The sequence below is a fragment of the Chelatococcus sp. KU-N122 genome, assembly GCF_055391085.1.
The window spans coordinates 6,965,501-6,981,318 of sequence record NZ_AP043981.1 but is presented as its reverse complement, the minus strand read 5'-3'; the positions used below and the strand labels follow the sequence as shown (position 1 = coordinate 6,981,318).

Sequence of the window (15,818 nt, the reverse complement as noted above, 5' to 3'; positions counted from 1 at the left end):
GCTTCCCTCACATTCGGAAGACGCCGTAGTGCGGCGGCGGGATCGGCGCGTTGAGGGCGGCGCTCAGCGCCACGGCGAGCGCGTTGCGGGTATCGACGGGATCGAGAATGCCGTCGTCCCAGAGCTCCGAGGTGGCATAGTAGGCGCTCGACTGGCGCTTGTAGTCGGCCAGGATCGGGTCGCGGATCGCCGCGATCTCGTCGGGACTCAGGCTGCGCCCGTCGCGGGCGATCTGGCGCAGCTTGACGTCGGTCAGCACGCCGGCCGCCTGTTCGGCCCCCATCACCGACACCTGGGACTGCGGCCAGGAGAACATGAAGCGCGGATCGAAGGCGCGGCCGGACATGCCGTAGGTGCCCGCGCCGTAGGAGCCGTTCACCACCACGGTGAACTTCGGCACCGAGGCGCCGGCGACCGCCATGATCATCTTGGCGCCGTCCTTGGTGATGCCGGCGCGCTCATAGTCTCGCCCGACCATGAAGCCGGTGATGTTCTGCAGGAAGAGGAGCGGCGTGCGGTTCTTGTCGCACAGCTGGATGAAGTGCGAGCCCTTGAGCGCGCTGTCGTTGAACAGCACGCCGTTGTTGGCCAGGATGCCCACGGGATAGCCGTGCAGGTTGGCGAAGCCGCAGACCAGCGTCCTCCCATAGCCCGGCTGGTACTCGTGGAAACGGCTGCCGTCGACGATGCGGGCGATGATCTCGCGCATGTCGAACTGCACGCGCGTGTCGCGCGGCAGGATGCCGTAGAGCTCGTCCGGGTCGTAGGCCGGCGGCTCCGACGTGCCCCGTGCGATCGCCTTGGCCGGGCGTTCGAAGCGCCCGATGATCTCGCGCGCCATGGCCAGCGCCTCGAGCTCCGAGGCGGCGGCGTAGTCGGCGGTGCCCGACACCGTGGTGTGCATGTCGGCGCCGCCCAGCTCCTCGGCCGAGACCTCCTCGCCGGTCGCCGCCTTCACCAGCGACGGACCGCCGAGGAAGATGGCGCCGGTGCCGCGGGCCATGACGCTGTAGTCGCTGAGCGCGGGCACGTAGGCGCCGCCGGCGGTGCAATGGCCGAGCACGATCGCGACCTGGGGCACGCCCAGCTTCGACAGGGTCGCCTGGTTGCGGAAGATGCGGCCGCCATAGTAGCGGTCGGCGAAGAGCTCGGCCTGCAGCGGCAGGAAGCCGCCGGCGCTGTCGCACAGGTGCACCACCGGCAGGCGGTTCTCGATGGCGATGTCGAGGGTGCGGACGATCTTCTTGACCGACAGCGGGTACCAGGCGCCACCCTTCACGCTCGCGTCGTCGGCATGGATGATCACCTCGCGGCCGGCAACGATGCCGATGCCCGAGACCTGGGCGGCGCCGGGCACCTCGCCGTCGTAGGCCATGTTGGCGGCGAGCGTGGAGAGCTCCAGGAACGGCGTCTCCGGATCGAGCAGCGCCTCCAGGCGCTCGCGCACCAGAAGCTTGTTCTGTCGCCGCAGGCGCTCGACGTCGCGTTGCGGGCGATCGTGGCGGGCGACACGCTGGCGCTGCCTGAGCTCGTCGGCCAGCGCGCGGTTGTGGTCGCGGTTGGCGCGGAACTCGGCGCTCGCGGTATCGAGGAGGCTCTTGATGCGCCGCATCTCAGGGCTCCCCCTCGGTGAGGGCCAGCGTGACGAGCACGGCGTCGCGATCGAAGCTCTGGCCCTGGCTTACGTGCACCGCGGCCACCTCGCCGGCGGCGGTGGCGCGGATGGTGGTCTCCAGCTTCATGCTCTCGATGACGATCAGCCGGTCGCCGGGCGTGACCGCCATGCCGGGCTCCGCCGGGATCTCCAGCACCGTGCCCGGCATCGGCGCCCGCACCAGCGCCTGGCCGTCGACCTCGGTCTGGCCGCCGGCCTGCACCGGATCGTGGTAGCGAACCGCATAGGTCGTGCCGTCGACGAAGACGTGCACGGTATCGCCGACGGCGGCGAGCAGCACCGGCCGGCGGACGCCGTCGATCTCGAGGGCATAGCGATGGCCGCCGAGCGGCTCGAGGTGGACGGGGTGGCTGCTGTCACCGAGGAGCAGCCGGTAGCTGCCGGGCTTGGCGTCGGTGCCGCGCGCAAGCCAGAGGCGGTGGTCGGCGCCGTCGATGTCGAAGCGGTGGCGCATCAGTTCCTCCACCCGCCGATCGCGGCATGGAGCGCCGGCACCGCATCCGCTGCGTCGACAACCGCGCGGCTGGAGAGCGCTGCCGCGGCCAGCACGACGGCGAGGCGCTCGCCGTCGAGCGGTGGCTCGGCGGCGAGTGCGGCATTGCCGTCGAGGTAGCCGGTGTGGACGGCGCCCGCCCGGAAATCCGGGTCGGCGAGCACGCGGCCGAGGAAGGCGGCATTGGTCTCGCAACCGAGCAGCGCCAGCTCCCTCAGCGCTGCGGTGGCGGTGGCGATGGCCGCGTCGCGGTCGCCGCCGTGGGCGATCACCTTGGCCAGCATCGGGTCGAAGGCCGTGGTCACCGCCTGGCCCTCCCGGACGCCACAGTCGATGCGCAGGCCGGGGGCCTCCGGCAGGTCGAGCACGTGCACGCGGCCGGTGGTCGGCGCGAAGCCGCGCGCCGGCGCTTCCGCATAGAGCCTGAGCTCGATGGCATGGCCGCGCGTCGTCACCTCTCCTTGCGTAAACGGCAGCGGCTCGCCGGCGGCAATGCGCAGTTGCAGCTCCACCAGATCCAGGCCGGTGATCATCTCGGTGACCGGATGCTCGACCTGGAGCCGGGTGTTCATCTCCAGGAAGTAAAAGTCGCCGTTGCCCCAGATGAATTCGATAGTGCCGGCGTTGACGTAGCCGGCGGCCGCGGCGATGCCGCGCGCCACGTCGCAGATGCCGCGGCGCTGGTCGGCGGTGAGGGCCGGGGAGGGGCTTTCCTCGATCACCTTCTGGAAGCGGCGCTGCACCGAGCATTCGCGCTCGAAGAGGTGCACGACGGAGCCGTGGGCGTCGCCCAGCACCTGCACCTCGATGTGGCGGGGCCGCTCGACGTAGCGCTCCACGTAGAGGCGGCCGTCGCCGAAGAAGCGCTGCCCTTCGCTGCGGGCGCGCGTCGCCTCCTCGGCGAGGTCCGCCATGTCGCGGACGATGCGCATGCCCTTGCCGCCGCCGCCGGCGGAGGGCTTGATCAGCAGCGGCGCACCGAGCGCCCGCGCCCGGTCGAGGAACGTCGCGGGATCATCGTCCTCGACCGCCGACGGAGCGACGGGAAAGCCGTGCTCGGCGACGAAGCGGCGGGCGCGGACCTTATCGCCCATCAGCTCCATGGTCTGCGGCGTCGGGCCGACGAAGGTGAGCCCGGCCTCGGCGCAGGCGCGGGCGAAGCCGGCATTCTCCGACACGAAGCCATAGCCCGGGTGCACGGCGCCGGCGCCGATGCGCTGCGCGGCGGCGATGATCTGGGCGCCGTCGAGATAGGCGGCGACCGGCGTCGGGCCGTGGATCTCGACAGCCACGTCGGCGGCGGCGACGGCCGGCGCATCGGCGTCGAGGGCATGGTAGACGACGCCGCTGCGCAGGCCGAGCGCCTTCACCGTGCGCAGAATGCGCAGCGCGATCTCGCCGCGGTTGGCAATCAGCACGGTGTCGAAAGGGAAAGCCGGCGCGCCCATGTCAGCCGGCCCTAGCGCTGGCACGGCGCTTCACGGGCGGCACCAGCAGGCCGCGGGTGAGGAGCGACGTGAGCTCGTCGGTGGTCTCCTCCACGTCGAGCGCGCCGCGGCTGTTGACGAAGCGCCAGGCGCGGTGCTCGATGGCGCCGAAGATGATGTCGCGCAGCAGCCGCGGGTTGATGTCGCCGCGCACCGTGCCGGCTGCCACGGCCTGGTCGACGATCTTGATCAGCACCGAGGTGTAGGCGCGGTTCAGCTCCTGGATGGCGGAGCCGTGGTAGTCACTGGCGACGCGGACCTCGGAGATGAACAGCCGGCACAGGTCCGTGTCGGCGACGAACACCGCGAGGTGTCGGCGGATGAGCTCGCGCAGCTGGGCTTCAAACGTGGTTTCGGCCATCACGTGCCGCTCGAGATCGACGAGGATGCGCTCGTAGAAGACGCGCAGAACGTGGTAAAGCAGGTCTCGTTTATTCCTGAAGTAGCGGTAGACGAGACCGTCCGAAACGTCGGCGGCGCGCGCGATATCCGCAATGGATGACCCCTCGTAGCCTTTTTCGGAGAAGACAGTCTTGGCGGCGCGCAGGATCGAGTCGGACCGATCCTGCATCCGCTTTGCGCTGATTACAGGCATAGTTACCGTCAGTTGTAAGGATTGACCTGCGTGGCTCGGCTCCCGGCATCCCTCCCGCCGCGCGTTGTTTCGACCGCGCTTGCGACAGCCATAGTGAATATTATTCATTTAAGCTTGTCAACACGCCGCGATCCGCTCTCCGCGCGTGCTCGGCCCACGTACGAGGGCAAGAGCGGGTTCGCACGCTCGATCGATGCGCAGGACGATCGTCGTGACCTCGCGCCAATCGGTCCCTCGCCCTCCAGGCGATCGCTCCATCAGCGGATGTCCGACGGGACGTCGATGGTCACGGTCTCCGGTCCGGTGTCCCCTGCCTGGCTGTAGACCAGACTAGGAGGGTCCGCTGCCCGGTTGTCGCGAATGTAGGTCAGCTTCAAACGAAACTGGCGGGCCTGAGCACCCGGCTCGGAACCTTTGGGCAGCAGGAGGAAGAATCCTGTGCCGTCGGCCTTACGCAGCAGGCGTGCGGCAATCGGGGCGTAATCGCCATCCGGCAGGAACCAACGGGTGTGTTCTTCCTCTCCCCGTGGCGGCGCCAGCCGCAGGCCGGCGCCGGCGGCTGGCAGTCTGAGGTGTCCGGACGCGTCGGGCGGCGCGGCGAAGCGCTGAATAACGTGTGGCTCGACGGCGGCCGCTGCCGCCGGGTTCCCCGCGAATACCCGCACCCGCGTCCCGGCCGGCAGTAGATCCTCCGTCGCGAAACGATAGTACGGGGTCCACATGGGTGCGACGACGCGCACTTCGCGGAAGCGCGCGGCCTCGTTCGCCCAGCAGTAGAGCCCGATCCGGCCGGCCATAAGACTCGCATCGTCGAGGGAGAAGAGCTCCACGCCGTCCAGATAGCCGGTGAGGCGCTGGCCCAGGCAATCCACCGTGAACACGTATTCGCGTCCCGCGGTGTAAAGCACCGCGTCCTCCCAGAGAGTTGTGACCGTACCGGATGCTCTCTTGACGAGTCTGCGGAAGCTGCGGGCCCGGTCCATGGAGAACCGATAGTAGTTGTCGTCGTCCTGGTATCGGAAGAGCACGCCGATGCCCCCATCGGCGTCGGAGAGCAGTCGAACGCTCAGGCGATAGTCGTCCCAGGTCGCCTCGCCCGTCGTGATGTGGGTCCCAGGCTTGTCCGGCACCGCCGCGTCCGGATCACCACCCTCGATCTTGCTGGTTTGCCGGAGCTCGCCCGCGGTCACGGCCCATTGCGATGGACCGTCCCGGTCGCCGTCGTCCACGGTTTGCCAACGACCCTTCGGCAATAGGGCGAAGCGGTCATCCAGCAGCCATGTCTGGTTTGCTTGCGTGGCCGGATACACACTGACGTCGGAGAACCGGGCATCGGTATCCGCCCAGCAGTAAAGCCCGATGCGACCGTTTCCTTGATCGCTGTCTTGTACAACGAACAGCGGCACGCCATCGAGGAAGCCGCGCAGAACCGAGCTGCTAGCGGTCACGGTCAACTGGTAGGCCCGACCGACTTCGGTGGGGATCGAGTCCTCCCAGAGCAAGGTGAACACCCCGCCGACGTTCTTGACGAGCCGTCGGTAGCCCCGCTGACGGTCCATCGAGAAGCGATAGTAGTTTGCCGCATCCCGGTATCGGAAGATCAGGCCGACGGCCCCGGCGCCAAACGACTGCACGCGGACATCGACGACAACGTCGGACCAGCTCGGATCGCCGGCGACGCTCTGGGTTCCCAGTTTAGCCAAAGTGTCGCGGTCGTCGGGCGGCGAGAAGATGCCGCTTGTCTGGCGCAGCGCACCCTGGTCCGTCGCCCAGCTCGACGGGGCAGACGTCGTCCCCTCGTCCACGACGCTCCAGCCCACCGTGTCCCCGACGACGAAGCGATCGCGCAGAAGCGCATACGCCTCCAGCGGTGGCCGCAGCACCTCCACCTGCTCGAATCGCGCGCCCGCATTGCCCCAGGCATAGAGGCCCACCTGACCGCCCGGCAGGTCGACGTCGTCGACGGAGAACAGCCGCGCGTCGTCCTGATACCCGGTCAGCCGCCCACCGACGGCGTCGATCATCAGGGCCGTGCTCCGTCCGACGACGTAGCTGCCTGTATCCTCCCACAGCGTGGTGACGGTTCCCGCTACCTTCTTGATCAAGCGGCGGTAGCTTGGCGACCGAGCCATGGAGAAGCGGTAGTAGTTGTCGTCGTCCCGGTACCGGAAGACCAGGCCCAGCGCCTGGTCTGTATCGGAGCGGAGCAGGGCGGTGAGCCGGTAGTCCGTCCAGGCCGGGTCGCCTGCAGTGGCCATCGTGCCCGGATAGGCCGGTCCTGCGCCACCCTGGATGCCGCTCGTCTGCGTGAGCGCGCCGCCGGAGCTCCGCCAGACCGACGGGCCCGCGACGGCGCCCTCATCGTGCACCAGCCATTGGCCGACGCTGCGGCTCGCATCTGCGACCACGATCCGCTCGAATCGGGCGCTGGGGTTCGCTGCGCAATAGAGCCCGACGCGCCCCCAGCGCAGGTCGTCATCGTCGACCGCAAACAGGATCTCGCCATCCATGCTGCCGGTGAGGTGGCCGCCGACGGCGCGCAAGGTGACCTCATGGCTGCGGTCCGTGGCGTAGGCCATCCCGTCTTGCCAGATCACCGACACGGCGCCCGCGACCTTCTTCACCAGCCGCCGGTAGCTCGCGGTCGAATCCATGGAGAAGCGGACGTAGTTGTCGGCGTCCTGGTAGCGCAAAATGATGCCGATGGCTTGGCCGGTCTCCGAGCTCAGCCCGACGGAAATCTGGATGTCGCGCCAGCTCGGGCTGCCGCCGACGATGTAGGTCCCCGGCTGATCCGGGGAGATGCCCACGGCGTGAATGGTCGACGACTGCGTGAACGTCCCTGCCGCCACGGCCCACCGGGATGGTCCCTCCACCGTGCCCGGCTCGTCGACGACGTCGATATCGTCGAGGCTGTCCGACGTCGGCTGCGACAGCACGATCGGCGCCGCGACGGTTTCGACGGTCAGCGCTTCGAAATGGGCGCCATGATTTCCCCAGCAGTAGAGCCCCACGCGGCCTGCTTGCACACCCGGCTCCGCGACGCTGAACAGCAGGTCGCCATCGAGGTAGCCGAGGAGCTGGGTGCCTGCTGCGACGATCTCCAGGCGGTAGGAGTGGCCGACGTCATAGGCGGTCGCATCGTCCCACAGCACGTCCACCTTCCCGTTGACGCGCTTGGCGAGCCGGCGATAGCCGCCGTGCCGGTCCATGGAGAAGCGGTAGTAGTTGTTGGCGTCCTGGTAGCCGAAGACGATGCCGATGGCCCGGTCTGTCGTCGAGCGCATCCCGGCCCGGATGCGGACGCCATTCCACGCTGCTGAGCCGGTGACGGCCAGCGTGCCTGGCTTGTCCGGGTCCTTCGGCGAGACGCTCCCGCCATAGATATTTGTGGTCTGGATAATCTGACCGCCCGTGACCGACCAGGAGGACGGCCCGAGCTGCTTGCCCTCGTCCACGATCTCATAGTGGTCGAGGGCGTTGGGCCCGAACGTCTCCTGGAAGAGCAATCCCGCGTCGGGGCCGGCAAAGTCGTCGACAAGCAAGGTCGGATCGCCGGCGCGTTCGGCAAGGGGATCCGGAACGTGCAGGTGCTCCACCCTGTAGCCCGTCAGGTCCACTGCGTCCCGCAGCAGGAGCGTGACCGATTCATCGTTCGGCTGTGCGTTGCCGAAGGTGACGTCGGTGAGCTTGACGGTCTGGGGCCTCTTCGGCGTGGGCACCCAGCGGTCGACCGCGAACACGTCGAGCAGCGTCCGCGTCCAGTCGATGGGCTCCGGGCTCTGCACCAGCAGCGCAAGGAGGCCGCCGGCCCGCCCGACCTGCGTCACCTGGACCTCCGGCGGGACAGCGGTAGCCGCCTGTCCGAGGGTCTTGCTGGCGAGGGAGTCGAAGGCGCGCACTTCGGCCTCGGTCGGCGGTGCGTCAGGAGCGACGGCCTGCGCCACGTCGGCCGCGACGTCGGTGCCGTCCGGCAGGCTCAACGGCCAGACTTCGTCCTGATAGCTGTGCACATGATGGAAGAAGTTCACGAATTCTGACGTGGTAAACTTGAACTGGTACACCACCGGCGCGGTCGCACTGTAATCATCGACGCGCACGTCGCTGAAGCGGGCGCCCTCGTTGGCCCAGCAATAGAGACCGATCCGGCCGTGGTCCATGGAGCTGTCGGTGGCCGAGCACAGGGGCGTGCCGTCCAGGTCGACACGAAGCGAGGCGCCGATGGCCTCGACGGTGATGCGGTAATCGGTGTTTTGCTGATAGACGAAGACGTCGTCCGCCAGAACGGTCGTGATGCCGCCGACAACGCGGACCAGGCGCCAGTACCGGCGCTCCCGATCCATCGAGAAACGGTAGTAATGGCTGGCGTCGAGATAGCGAAACACGACGCCGACCGCGTCGTCGTCAGCGGAGCGGACATAGACGCTGAACCGATAGTCGCTCCAGTTGCCGGGTTGCTGCGGGTCGGTCGAGGCGAGCGCCGGGCTGTCGCCGTAGAGCAAAAGGCTTCCCGGCTTCACCGGGTCGGCGCCATCGACGGTTCCGCCCCAGATATTGGTGGTTTGCGAGATGAACTGGCTCGGCGGCACGCCGTCCGCGCCGACCTCCCACCGGGAGGGGCCCTGGTTGGTCCCCTCGTCGCGCACCTGCCAGCGTCCCATTTGCCCGGCCGGACCGGCCGCGACAGCCCCGACGGCGTAGCCGGCGAACGCTTCATGCAGGAGGAGTGGGACGAGGCGTCCTTCATAGACGATATCGGGATCCAGCACGTCTCCGTCGGTCCCGTTCAACGTGGAGGCGTGCGGGATGACGGTCGTATCCAGGGCGGCACAATCGCTGCCGTTGATCACGCTGATCCACAGCTTGTCGCTCTCGGTGAGCGTCAAATCCTCCGTCTGGCCCCAACGGTTCTCAAGAACGACCAGCCGCCCCAGAGCATCGCGGATCGGCTCGTTGTTACTGTTGTAAAGATAAAGCCCGAGGTCCCGCCCGGCTTGCCGATACATGAGGTCGACGTAATCCTCATTGAACGCAACGCCGACGTCGTACCCGCGGTACACGGGACGTGGAAGCGCCGGCGGCTCGCCGGGCGGCGCTACGGTCGCGGGGACCGTTTGTCCCACATAACGGCTGAGGTCATCCAGGCCGCTCCTGAACTGGTCGGGATTGGGCGAGCCGGTCGGCACCGAGAGGGCCGCCAAGCCGGGCGGCCCCTTGGTGCGGAAATAGGCGAATTCGGTCACCTCGACGTCGCCGATCGGCGCATCCGCGGTCTCGACCGTCGTCACCATCCTCAGGCGATACTGCGTATCCGGCTCGAGCACGGCTCCGACCTGCGACCAGCGCGCCAGCTCGTCGCGCAGATGCTGGAGCATCTCTGTATAGGCGATGACCTCGGCCGGGTCGGGGCCGATCGTGACGCACACCTTGGCCATGCAGAAGCCGCGCGCGCCGTGCAGCTGCACCTGCACCATGTCGTTGCCAACCACATCGATGACGCCGTTTTGTGGAGAGAAGGGCCCGAAGGGCTGGTTGCTGGCCGAAAACCCGACCGCCTGCACATCCAAGCCGGCGCCGGTCGCCGTGAGGGCAAGAACGACGCGGACCCGCTTGGCCGGTTCCGGCGGCACGATGGTGACGATGTTGGGCGTGACGGGCGAGAACACGCCTTTCGCCGTAGCCGGGAAGCAGAGAGCGTGGCTCAGGCCGCTCTCGGGTGTCGGCAGCACGACCACCGACTGCGCGACCGGCGCGAGCCAGGCGATATTGAAATCCGGGTCTTTGGAACAGGACCAGGGCGACGGGAACTGCTCATCCGGGTCGATGGCCTCGAAGTCGCAGCAGATCTCGCGGTCGGTCGGCAGCGTCACACAGGGGTAGCTGCCGAAGCGATCGGTGAACCATTCGTCCCAGCTGCCGCTGGTGTGCCGCGTATAGTCGAAGGCGGACTTGGACCAGAGCCAGAGCTTGACCTGGCCGGTGTTTGCGCCACCGCCGTCCGGCATCGCCGGGACCGGCGCCCATGAGCCGAAGAGGTCCGGCACGCCCGTGGGGTTGGCCGACGTCGCCTTCCGCGCCGCGAGCTGCCAGGCACTCCCGTCGTACGTGTGCAGCGCGACCTCGGTCAGCGAGTATTTGACTTGAACGGGCCCCTCGTTCTTGGCTGGGTCCCCGATGCGCTCCCACTCGGGAACGACCGGCTGGGCGTTCACCCCGACCAGCGCGGCATCGTGGACCGAACGGCCGAAGGTGAGGTGCGGACGGGCATCGAGCGGCACGACCGGGGCGCCGCCTGGCGGTGGCGCGAGCTCCTGGACGGCGACGGGAATATCCGGCGTCTGGAGGAAGCCGTCCGCGTCACTGTCGAAGTTCGGCAGGAGAAGCGGCTGGGCGCCGCCACGCGGCAGCGGCCAACTCGTCGTCACCTTGAAATGCTCGATCGCAACGTCTTTGAGCGGCAGGGGCAAAGGCGGATTCGTCGGCTCCGGACCCCACTCCAGCGTGATGTCCTCGTCGAAATCGGGCAGCGGCCAGGGCAGGCCGATGCCGACCGTGAACTCGGCCAGGATATGATAGGGATGGAAGACGTCGGCGGCGAAGCGCGCGTCCACGGTGAGGCCGGCGCCGAACCCGAAGACCTTTAGGTCCGCCTTGCCGTGGAGCCAGAGATCGCCGTGCAGTTGGACCGGCTTTCGGCTCAAGACCGCATTGCCCTCGATCCAGGCTTCGACGGTCACGCTCAGTGGCCCGAATGACCAGTGCTTAGAGTAGCCGACCCAGGCGCCGAGCGCGAGCTGGTGGCTATCGAGCATGAGATAGCTGTCGGCCTCGAACAGCTTGAAGATCTTGGCACGGATCCGCTTTTCCTTGGGATCCTTCAGGCCGAGATAAAGGTGCCAGGCGTCGGCATCGTTGAGATTGTAGAAGGCCTCGACGCCGCCACGGATGTCGATCAACTCGCCGCCGCTGCCCTGCTTGTATTGGGCGTCCAGCCCGACCAGGATGGTGCCTGCAACCGAATCCAGCACGGCCAAAGCGCGGAAGATCGGTTCCTGGTCGAGCTTCGAGCGCTCTCTGAGGAGGTTCGCAGCGCCCTGCAGCAGCAGCACCGGCCCTGGAAAGCTGATCACCAGCAGCACCCGGCCCGAGAACGTATAGCCGTTGTCGGCGAGCGTCCCGATGGTGACGCCGGCGCCCAGCGCCCGGGCCGACGGCTCGTTCGTCCACTTGTGCTGGAGATCGGTCACGCCGACAGGAGCGCGATGGTACCAATCGGTCGTGCCCGCGATCTCGTACCAGGCATCGGCGGGCGCCTTGTCGGGCTTCATATTGAGGGCGAAGAGGCCCGACATGCCGTAGAGGGCGAGGCCGCTGCTCCAAAGCGGGAGGCCGGCCGGGAGCTCGGTGTCGAGGTAGATGGCGAAGAAGTTGCCGCTCGGCGCGGTGCCGATGACCAGCGTGCCGTCGATCTCGAGGTTGAGAGCGAGCAGGTTCAGCTTGATGCTGCCGTCGAAGCGATGCACGTCGTCAGGCAGCTCGCGATAGGCGACCGAGCCTTTGAACGTGAGGACTTTGGGTATAGCGAACTCGACGCCGACGCCGTTGAGCGTGATGTCGACCGGCCGTCCATCGTCGTACCAGGTGAGCCGCAGCCCTTCCACCGACGCGCCCGCGGAGATGCCGTCCACTAGCTTCAGGCCGCCGGAGAAGCCGATCCATTTGCCGCCGTCATCGCTTTTGCCAAATCCGAGCTTGGTGATCTCGAGCTTGAAGCCATGAAAGTCGAGGCTGTACTGGCTCGGCAGGTTGAGCCAGCCGCCGTCCAGATGGACGTTGCCATCGGAGTCGATGGCCAGCGCTTTGATGTCGAAGGTCGGCCAGTCCAGCCCGGCGACGTCCGGCCGGACCTTGCCAGCGACGACCGCCGTGAAGACGCTGGAATCGAACTGGAAGCCGAGGCTGTCCACCGTCAGGGTGAGGATGCCTGGCTTGGCCAGGGTCAACAGACCGTTGCTGGCCGTCAGCTTGGCGGTGAAGCCGCCGCCGAGGCTGAAGCCGAGCTCGACGTCGACCTTCTCGTCGAAATAGGGCAGGACCAGGCTGCCGGTGATCTGCGATTGGCGGAAGGCGTTCTGGTGAATATCGAGGACGACGTCGGCCAGCGCGAAGGCCATGCCGAACAGCGTCCCCGACCCGTGGCCCGAGAACGTCTTGCTCGTCGGGTCGTAGACCGGGGTGTAGTGGAACTCGAGTTGTCCGCTGACGCCGCCGGTGCCGATGGCGCAGTTGCGCAGCACCAGGTCTTCCGGTGCCGCATCGGGCAGCCCCTCAGGAAGCTTGACCTTGGCTTCGCCGATGAAGATGCCCATGAAGCTTTCGTCGAAGCCGGCGGCCGCGATCTCCGGCAGCGTCTCGGTGCGCGAGAAGTCGAGCTTGACGTCATCAGCGGAGATGATCACGCCACTGTCGCCGATCATGGCGGGCTTCAGTGACAGCGCATCGAACCCCTGCAACGAAAGGTCGCCGTTCTCGAAGACGAGCGAGCCGTGCACTTCGATTTGGACGTAGGGGGGTGGCGTGGCCCCGGGGGTCTCGGGCACCGGCTTCAGGATGGTGGGCGGAAAACGCAGAGCGACGGTGATATTGTCGAGGCGCGCGCTGAATCCGTCGGACGTGACGAAGATGGTGGCGTCGATCAGCGTCGCGCCGTCGCCGTCGCTACCGACGACGAAGGCGAACCCGTCGAGCCCAGGGAGACTGACGGCCGCTTCGCCGGCCACGACCAGTTGGATTGCTATGCCGGCCCCGTCCGGGCTCAGGATGGGCGCAAAGCTGGTGAAGAAGAGCTTGTCCAGGACGGGCGCCAGCGCGCCGTCGGGCGAGGCCAGGAAATCCAGAGGGAGGTCCGACTCGCTGATCAGTTTTCGAATGGGCGTGGCATAGCTGATCATGGTGTTGCTGCCCCGCTTGAGCGCTGTGCGAATGGGTGGCATCACCCATTCGCCAAGAAACGCTCTAGATTCAAAAAGATATGAGCATTTCTCTGCCTTTGGATGGGGACCATCCAAAGGCAGAGAAATGCTCTGGGCTCAACGTCCGTCGGGATCGACGACGTTGTTCCAGGACGTGTCCGTGTGAATCAGTTCCAGGTCCGCGTTCTCGTCGTATGGCGTGATGTGGGCACCGGAGCCGGGGTGCAGCCAGAACTGGAGGGCGTAGGTCGGGTCGTCGAGGAGGCGTCGGTTTGGCCCGGTCAGGTCCAGGTGCTCGGCCCACAGGTCCATGCGGTAGTTCCTGGCGAAGGCGCGAGCGCCATTCAGGATGCTGCCGTCGATGACGTGGAAGTCAGCCTCGGTATCGTGGGTGTAGCCCCGGCGATTGCTGTTGCAGGAGCCGATCTTCACGTACACGTCGTCAATGATCCATGACTTGGTGTGTACATAGATCTCTTTTGGACGGCTCGGTCCGCCCGAGGAGCCCTGGATGTCGTCGGCGCCGCTCGAGGCGTAAACGAGGTCCTCGTCAGGATCGACCTCGGGCTCGTCAGGATCGGGAAGCGTCGTCGCCGCGGATGCGCACGCCTGTTGTCGCTGCAGGTAGAAGACGTGGACCTTGTCCGGAAAGGCGTCCCGCAGGGGGCGGATGAAATTGCGGCGCCGGTACCGGCCCTGCGGCTGGCCACTCTTGTTGGTGATGACGATGATCAAATACTCGAAGGACGGTTGAGCCAGTACCGCCAGCAGATCGGTCAGGACGCCCACCGTGTCCTGGCTGGCGTCATAGGGATAGTCGCCGGGGTAAGGCGTTGCATATTGATCTTCGAGGTAGATGAATCGCCGCGCGCGCTGGAGGGCGCGTCTCACCGCGTTGAGCGTGCCGAGGTCGCCGGACGGGGCGAAGGGGTAGCCGTGGATCGGCGCGTAGGTGCGCGAGACCTGCACGAAATGAGTTCCCGGGCTGGCCGCGAAGGGAGGTGGAGACGTTGGCAGCGGCGGCGGCGCCGAGGGATGGGTGTTCCAACGCTGCACGAAGGTCGTGTGCAGGTCTGCGACCGCGGGACCTTCGATCTTGGCATGGATATCGTGGTACGGTTTCTTGGCGCAGTGCCGCGGATCATCGCGGCGATTCTTGTTGATGTCGATGCCACCACAGAACGCGACGGCGCCGTTGCTGCCGTTGACCACCAGCAGCTTCTGGTGATGCGAGCCGAACGTGGGCACATTGTCGTCCAGTATGGCCTTGCCGTTGCCTCCGGGCAGGCCGTTGATGTGCCACACGGTCGGATTGTTGAAGGGGCCGGGCTGATCCCAGAGCATCGCCCGGACCTGTCCGCCAGCCTGTGCCATCGCGATCGTCAGCGCCTCCACGGTGGTGGTGGGATCGCCCGGCACTAGCTGGAAGGATTTGAGGATTCTCCAGCCGAGCAACAGCCAGTAATGGTCCGATGCGGTGACGGTGCGTGATGCCGCCACCATCTCGGCAAAAGTCGGGAAACCGTCAATCAGTGGGGTGACCTTGTTGTCGCTGGTGAACCGCGGGAGCGTCGGCGTATTGGAGACGAACCAGTTGGCGGCGTCGTCCACGTCCGCCATGAAGACCGTGCTGAGCGACCAATGCACGGGTGCGGTGATCGTCGCGCTCGGCTGGGCGCTGAAGGTCTGCCCCGTCGGCAGCGCGCTGAAGATGGTGTTCAAGAGAGTCAGGTCGTAGGTCGACGTCGGCGGCGTGCCGCCCTGGGGCGTGACAGCCAGCTCGACGGTGCCCTGGTTGGCCGCCGTGAAGTTGAATGGCGTGGTCGTCCCCGCGCTGCTGTCCCCGACCGTGATGGTGCCGACGAAAGGCTGGTCGTATTCGTCCCGCAACGAGAGCAGCGTGCGGCGCGTGGGCTCCGTCAAGAGCGGGTGACCGGCGTGCAGGGGTGTGAGGGTCACGCCCGGCCCACCTGCGGCGACGGCGGTGTAGAAGCTCATCGGGTCGAGCCGCCGGGTTGCAGCGTTGCTCGGCTTGATCAGGTCGAGCAGCCGCAGGAAACCGTTGGCCCCGGCCAGCGCGCTCGAGACGTAGGCGATCTCGAAACCGATCCTGGCAAATCCTCCGTGGCCGCCGACCGTGCTGGCCTGCCCGAGCTCATCGCCCTCGTCGACCCAGACACCAAACCCCCGTTCATGTATTCGTCGACGCGCGCTTCCAACGGCTCGTTCTGGAGGAACGGCTTGTCGCCGAAATCCTCGATCAACGGCGTCATGGCCGTGCGGACGCTCGTGAGGTCCATGTTGCGATAGATAAAAACGACGACGCTCTGGCCGACGACGAAGCCCAGGTCCGTGATCGCCGTCGGACTCGGGATGAGCAGCATCGATGCCGTCAGCGGCACGGTCGGGTTCGGTATCAGGTAGATCAGGCCGGGCACCACCGCCAGCGCCGGGCAGTTGGCGATCTCCGCCGGATTGATCTCGATGCCGAGGTCGGTCTGAAAGCCGGTCGCATCGGGCCCGAAAGGGTAAGCCTCGCGGTACACGCCGGAGGCGTTCGGAGGGGGCAGGAACAGGAAAACCTCGGTTGCCATGT

7 protein-coding genes are annotated in these 15,818 nt (G+C 66.9%); all 7 read right to left on the bottom strand.

Translation table 11 applies throughout. The annotated features are described in order from the left end of the window. Positions 1 to 7: 7 nt before the first annotated feature. The 7 genes from ACZ5PO_RS31555 to ACZ5PO_RS31525 all read right to left on the bottom strand — a co-directional run bounded on the left by ACZ5PO_RS31555 (position 8) and on the right by ACZ5PO_RS31525 (position 15,816). A complete protein-coding gene (locus ACZ5PO_RS31555; protein ID WP_464186446.1) occupies positions 8 to 1,612 on the bottom strand; it encodes an acyl-CoA carboxylase subunit beta in 1,605 nt (534 codons plus the stop codon). A 1-nt stretch (position 1,613) separates the two neighbouring features. Beyond that, positions 1,614 to 2,129, bottom strand: a complete 516-nt coding sequence (locus ACZ5PO_RS31550) for an acyl-CoA carboxylase biotin carboxyl carrier protein subunit (RefSeq protein ID WP_464186444.1) — start codon at positions 2,127 to 2,129, stop codon at positions 1,614 to 1,616. Then, positions 2,129 to 3,616: an acetyl-CoA carboxylase biotin carboxylase subunit gene (locus ACZ5PO_RS31545; protein ID WP_464186442.1), complete on the bottom strand. Its 1,488-nt coding sequence runs from the start codon at positions 3,614 to 3,616 to the stop codon at positions 2,129 to 2,131. The genes ACZ5PO_RS31550 and ACZ5PO_RS31545 overlap by 1 nt, the downstream gene beginning before the upstream one ends. Position 3,617: 1 nt before the next feature. Beyond that, positions 3,618 to 4,226 carry a TetR/AcrR family transcriptional regulator gene (locus tag ACZ5PO_RS31540; RefSeq protein ID WP_464186440.1) on the bottom strand — a complete coding sequence of 203 codons (609 nt, stop codon included), beginning with the start codon at positions 4,224 to 4,226 and terminating at the stop codon, positions 3,618 to 3,620. 281 nt (positions 4,227 to 4,507) lie between these two features. Further along, entirely contained in the window at positions 4,508 to 13,318 is an 8,811-nt protein-coding gene (locus ACZ5PO_RS31535; RefSeq protein ID WP_464186438.1) for a 3-keto-alpha-glucoside-1,2-lyase-like domain-containing protein, read from the bottom strand. 21 nt (positions 13,319 to 13,339) lie between these two features. Beyond that, positions 13,340 to 15,220 (bottom strand): phospholipase D-like domain-containing protein, encoded by a 1,881-nt coding sequence (locus ACZ5PO_RS31530; protein WP_464186437.1) that lies wholly within the window; start codon positions 15,218 to 15,220, stop codon positions 13,340 to 13,342. A 38-nt stretch (positions 15,221 to 15,258) separates the two neighbouring features. Continuing rightward, the gene (locus ACZ5PO_RS31525) at positions 15,259 to 15,816 is read right to left on the bottom strand and encodes a hypothetical protein (protein WP_464186435.1); all 558 of its coding nucleotides are present in this window, start codon (positions 15,814 to 15,816) and stop codon (positions 15,259 to 15,261) included. Between the last annotated feature and the right edge of the window lie 2 nt (positions 15,817 to 15,818).

What these genes read in the sequence shown, in the direction of transcription:
- ACZ5PO_RS31555 (WP_464186446.1), bottom strand. Translation starts at nt 1,612, where the DNA reads ATGCGGCGCATCAAGAGCCTCCTCGATACCGCGAGCGCCGAGTTCCGC.
- ACZ5PO_RS31545 (WP_464186442.1), bottom strand. Translation starts at nt 3,616, where the DNA reads ATGGGCGCGCCGGCTTTCCCTTTCGACACCGTGCTGATTGCCAACCGC.
- ACZ5PO_RS31540 (WP_464186440.1), bottom strand. Translation starts at nt 4,226, where the DNA reads ATGCAGGATCGGTCCGACTCGATCCTGCGCGCCGCCAAGACTGTCTTC.
- ACZ5PO_RS31525 (WP_464186435.1), bottom strand. Translation starts at nt 15,816, where the DNA reads ATGGCAACCGAGGTTTTCCTGTTCCTGCCCCCTCCGAACGCCTCCGGC.
- ACZ5PO_RS31550 (WP_464186444.1), bottom strand. Translation starts at nt 2,129, where the DNA reads ATGCGCCACCGCTTCGACATCGACGGCGCCGACCACCGCCTCTGGCTT.
- ACZ5PO_RS31530 (WP_464186437.1), bottom strand. Translation starts at nt 15,220, where the DNA reads ATGAGCTTCTACACCGCCGTCGCCGCAGGTGGGCCGGGCGTGACCCTC.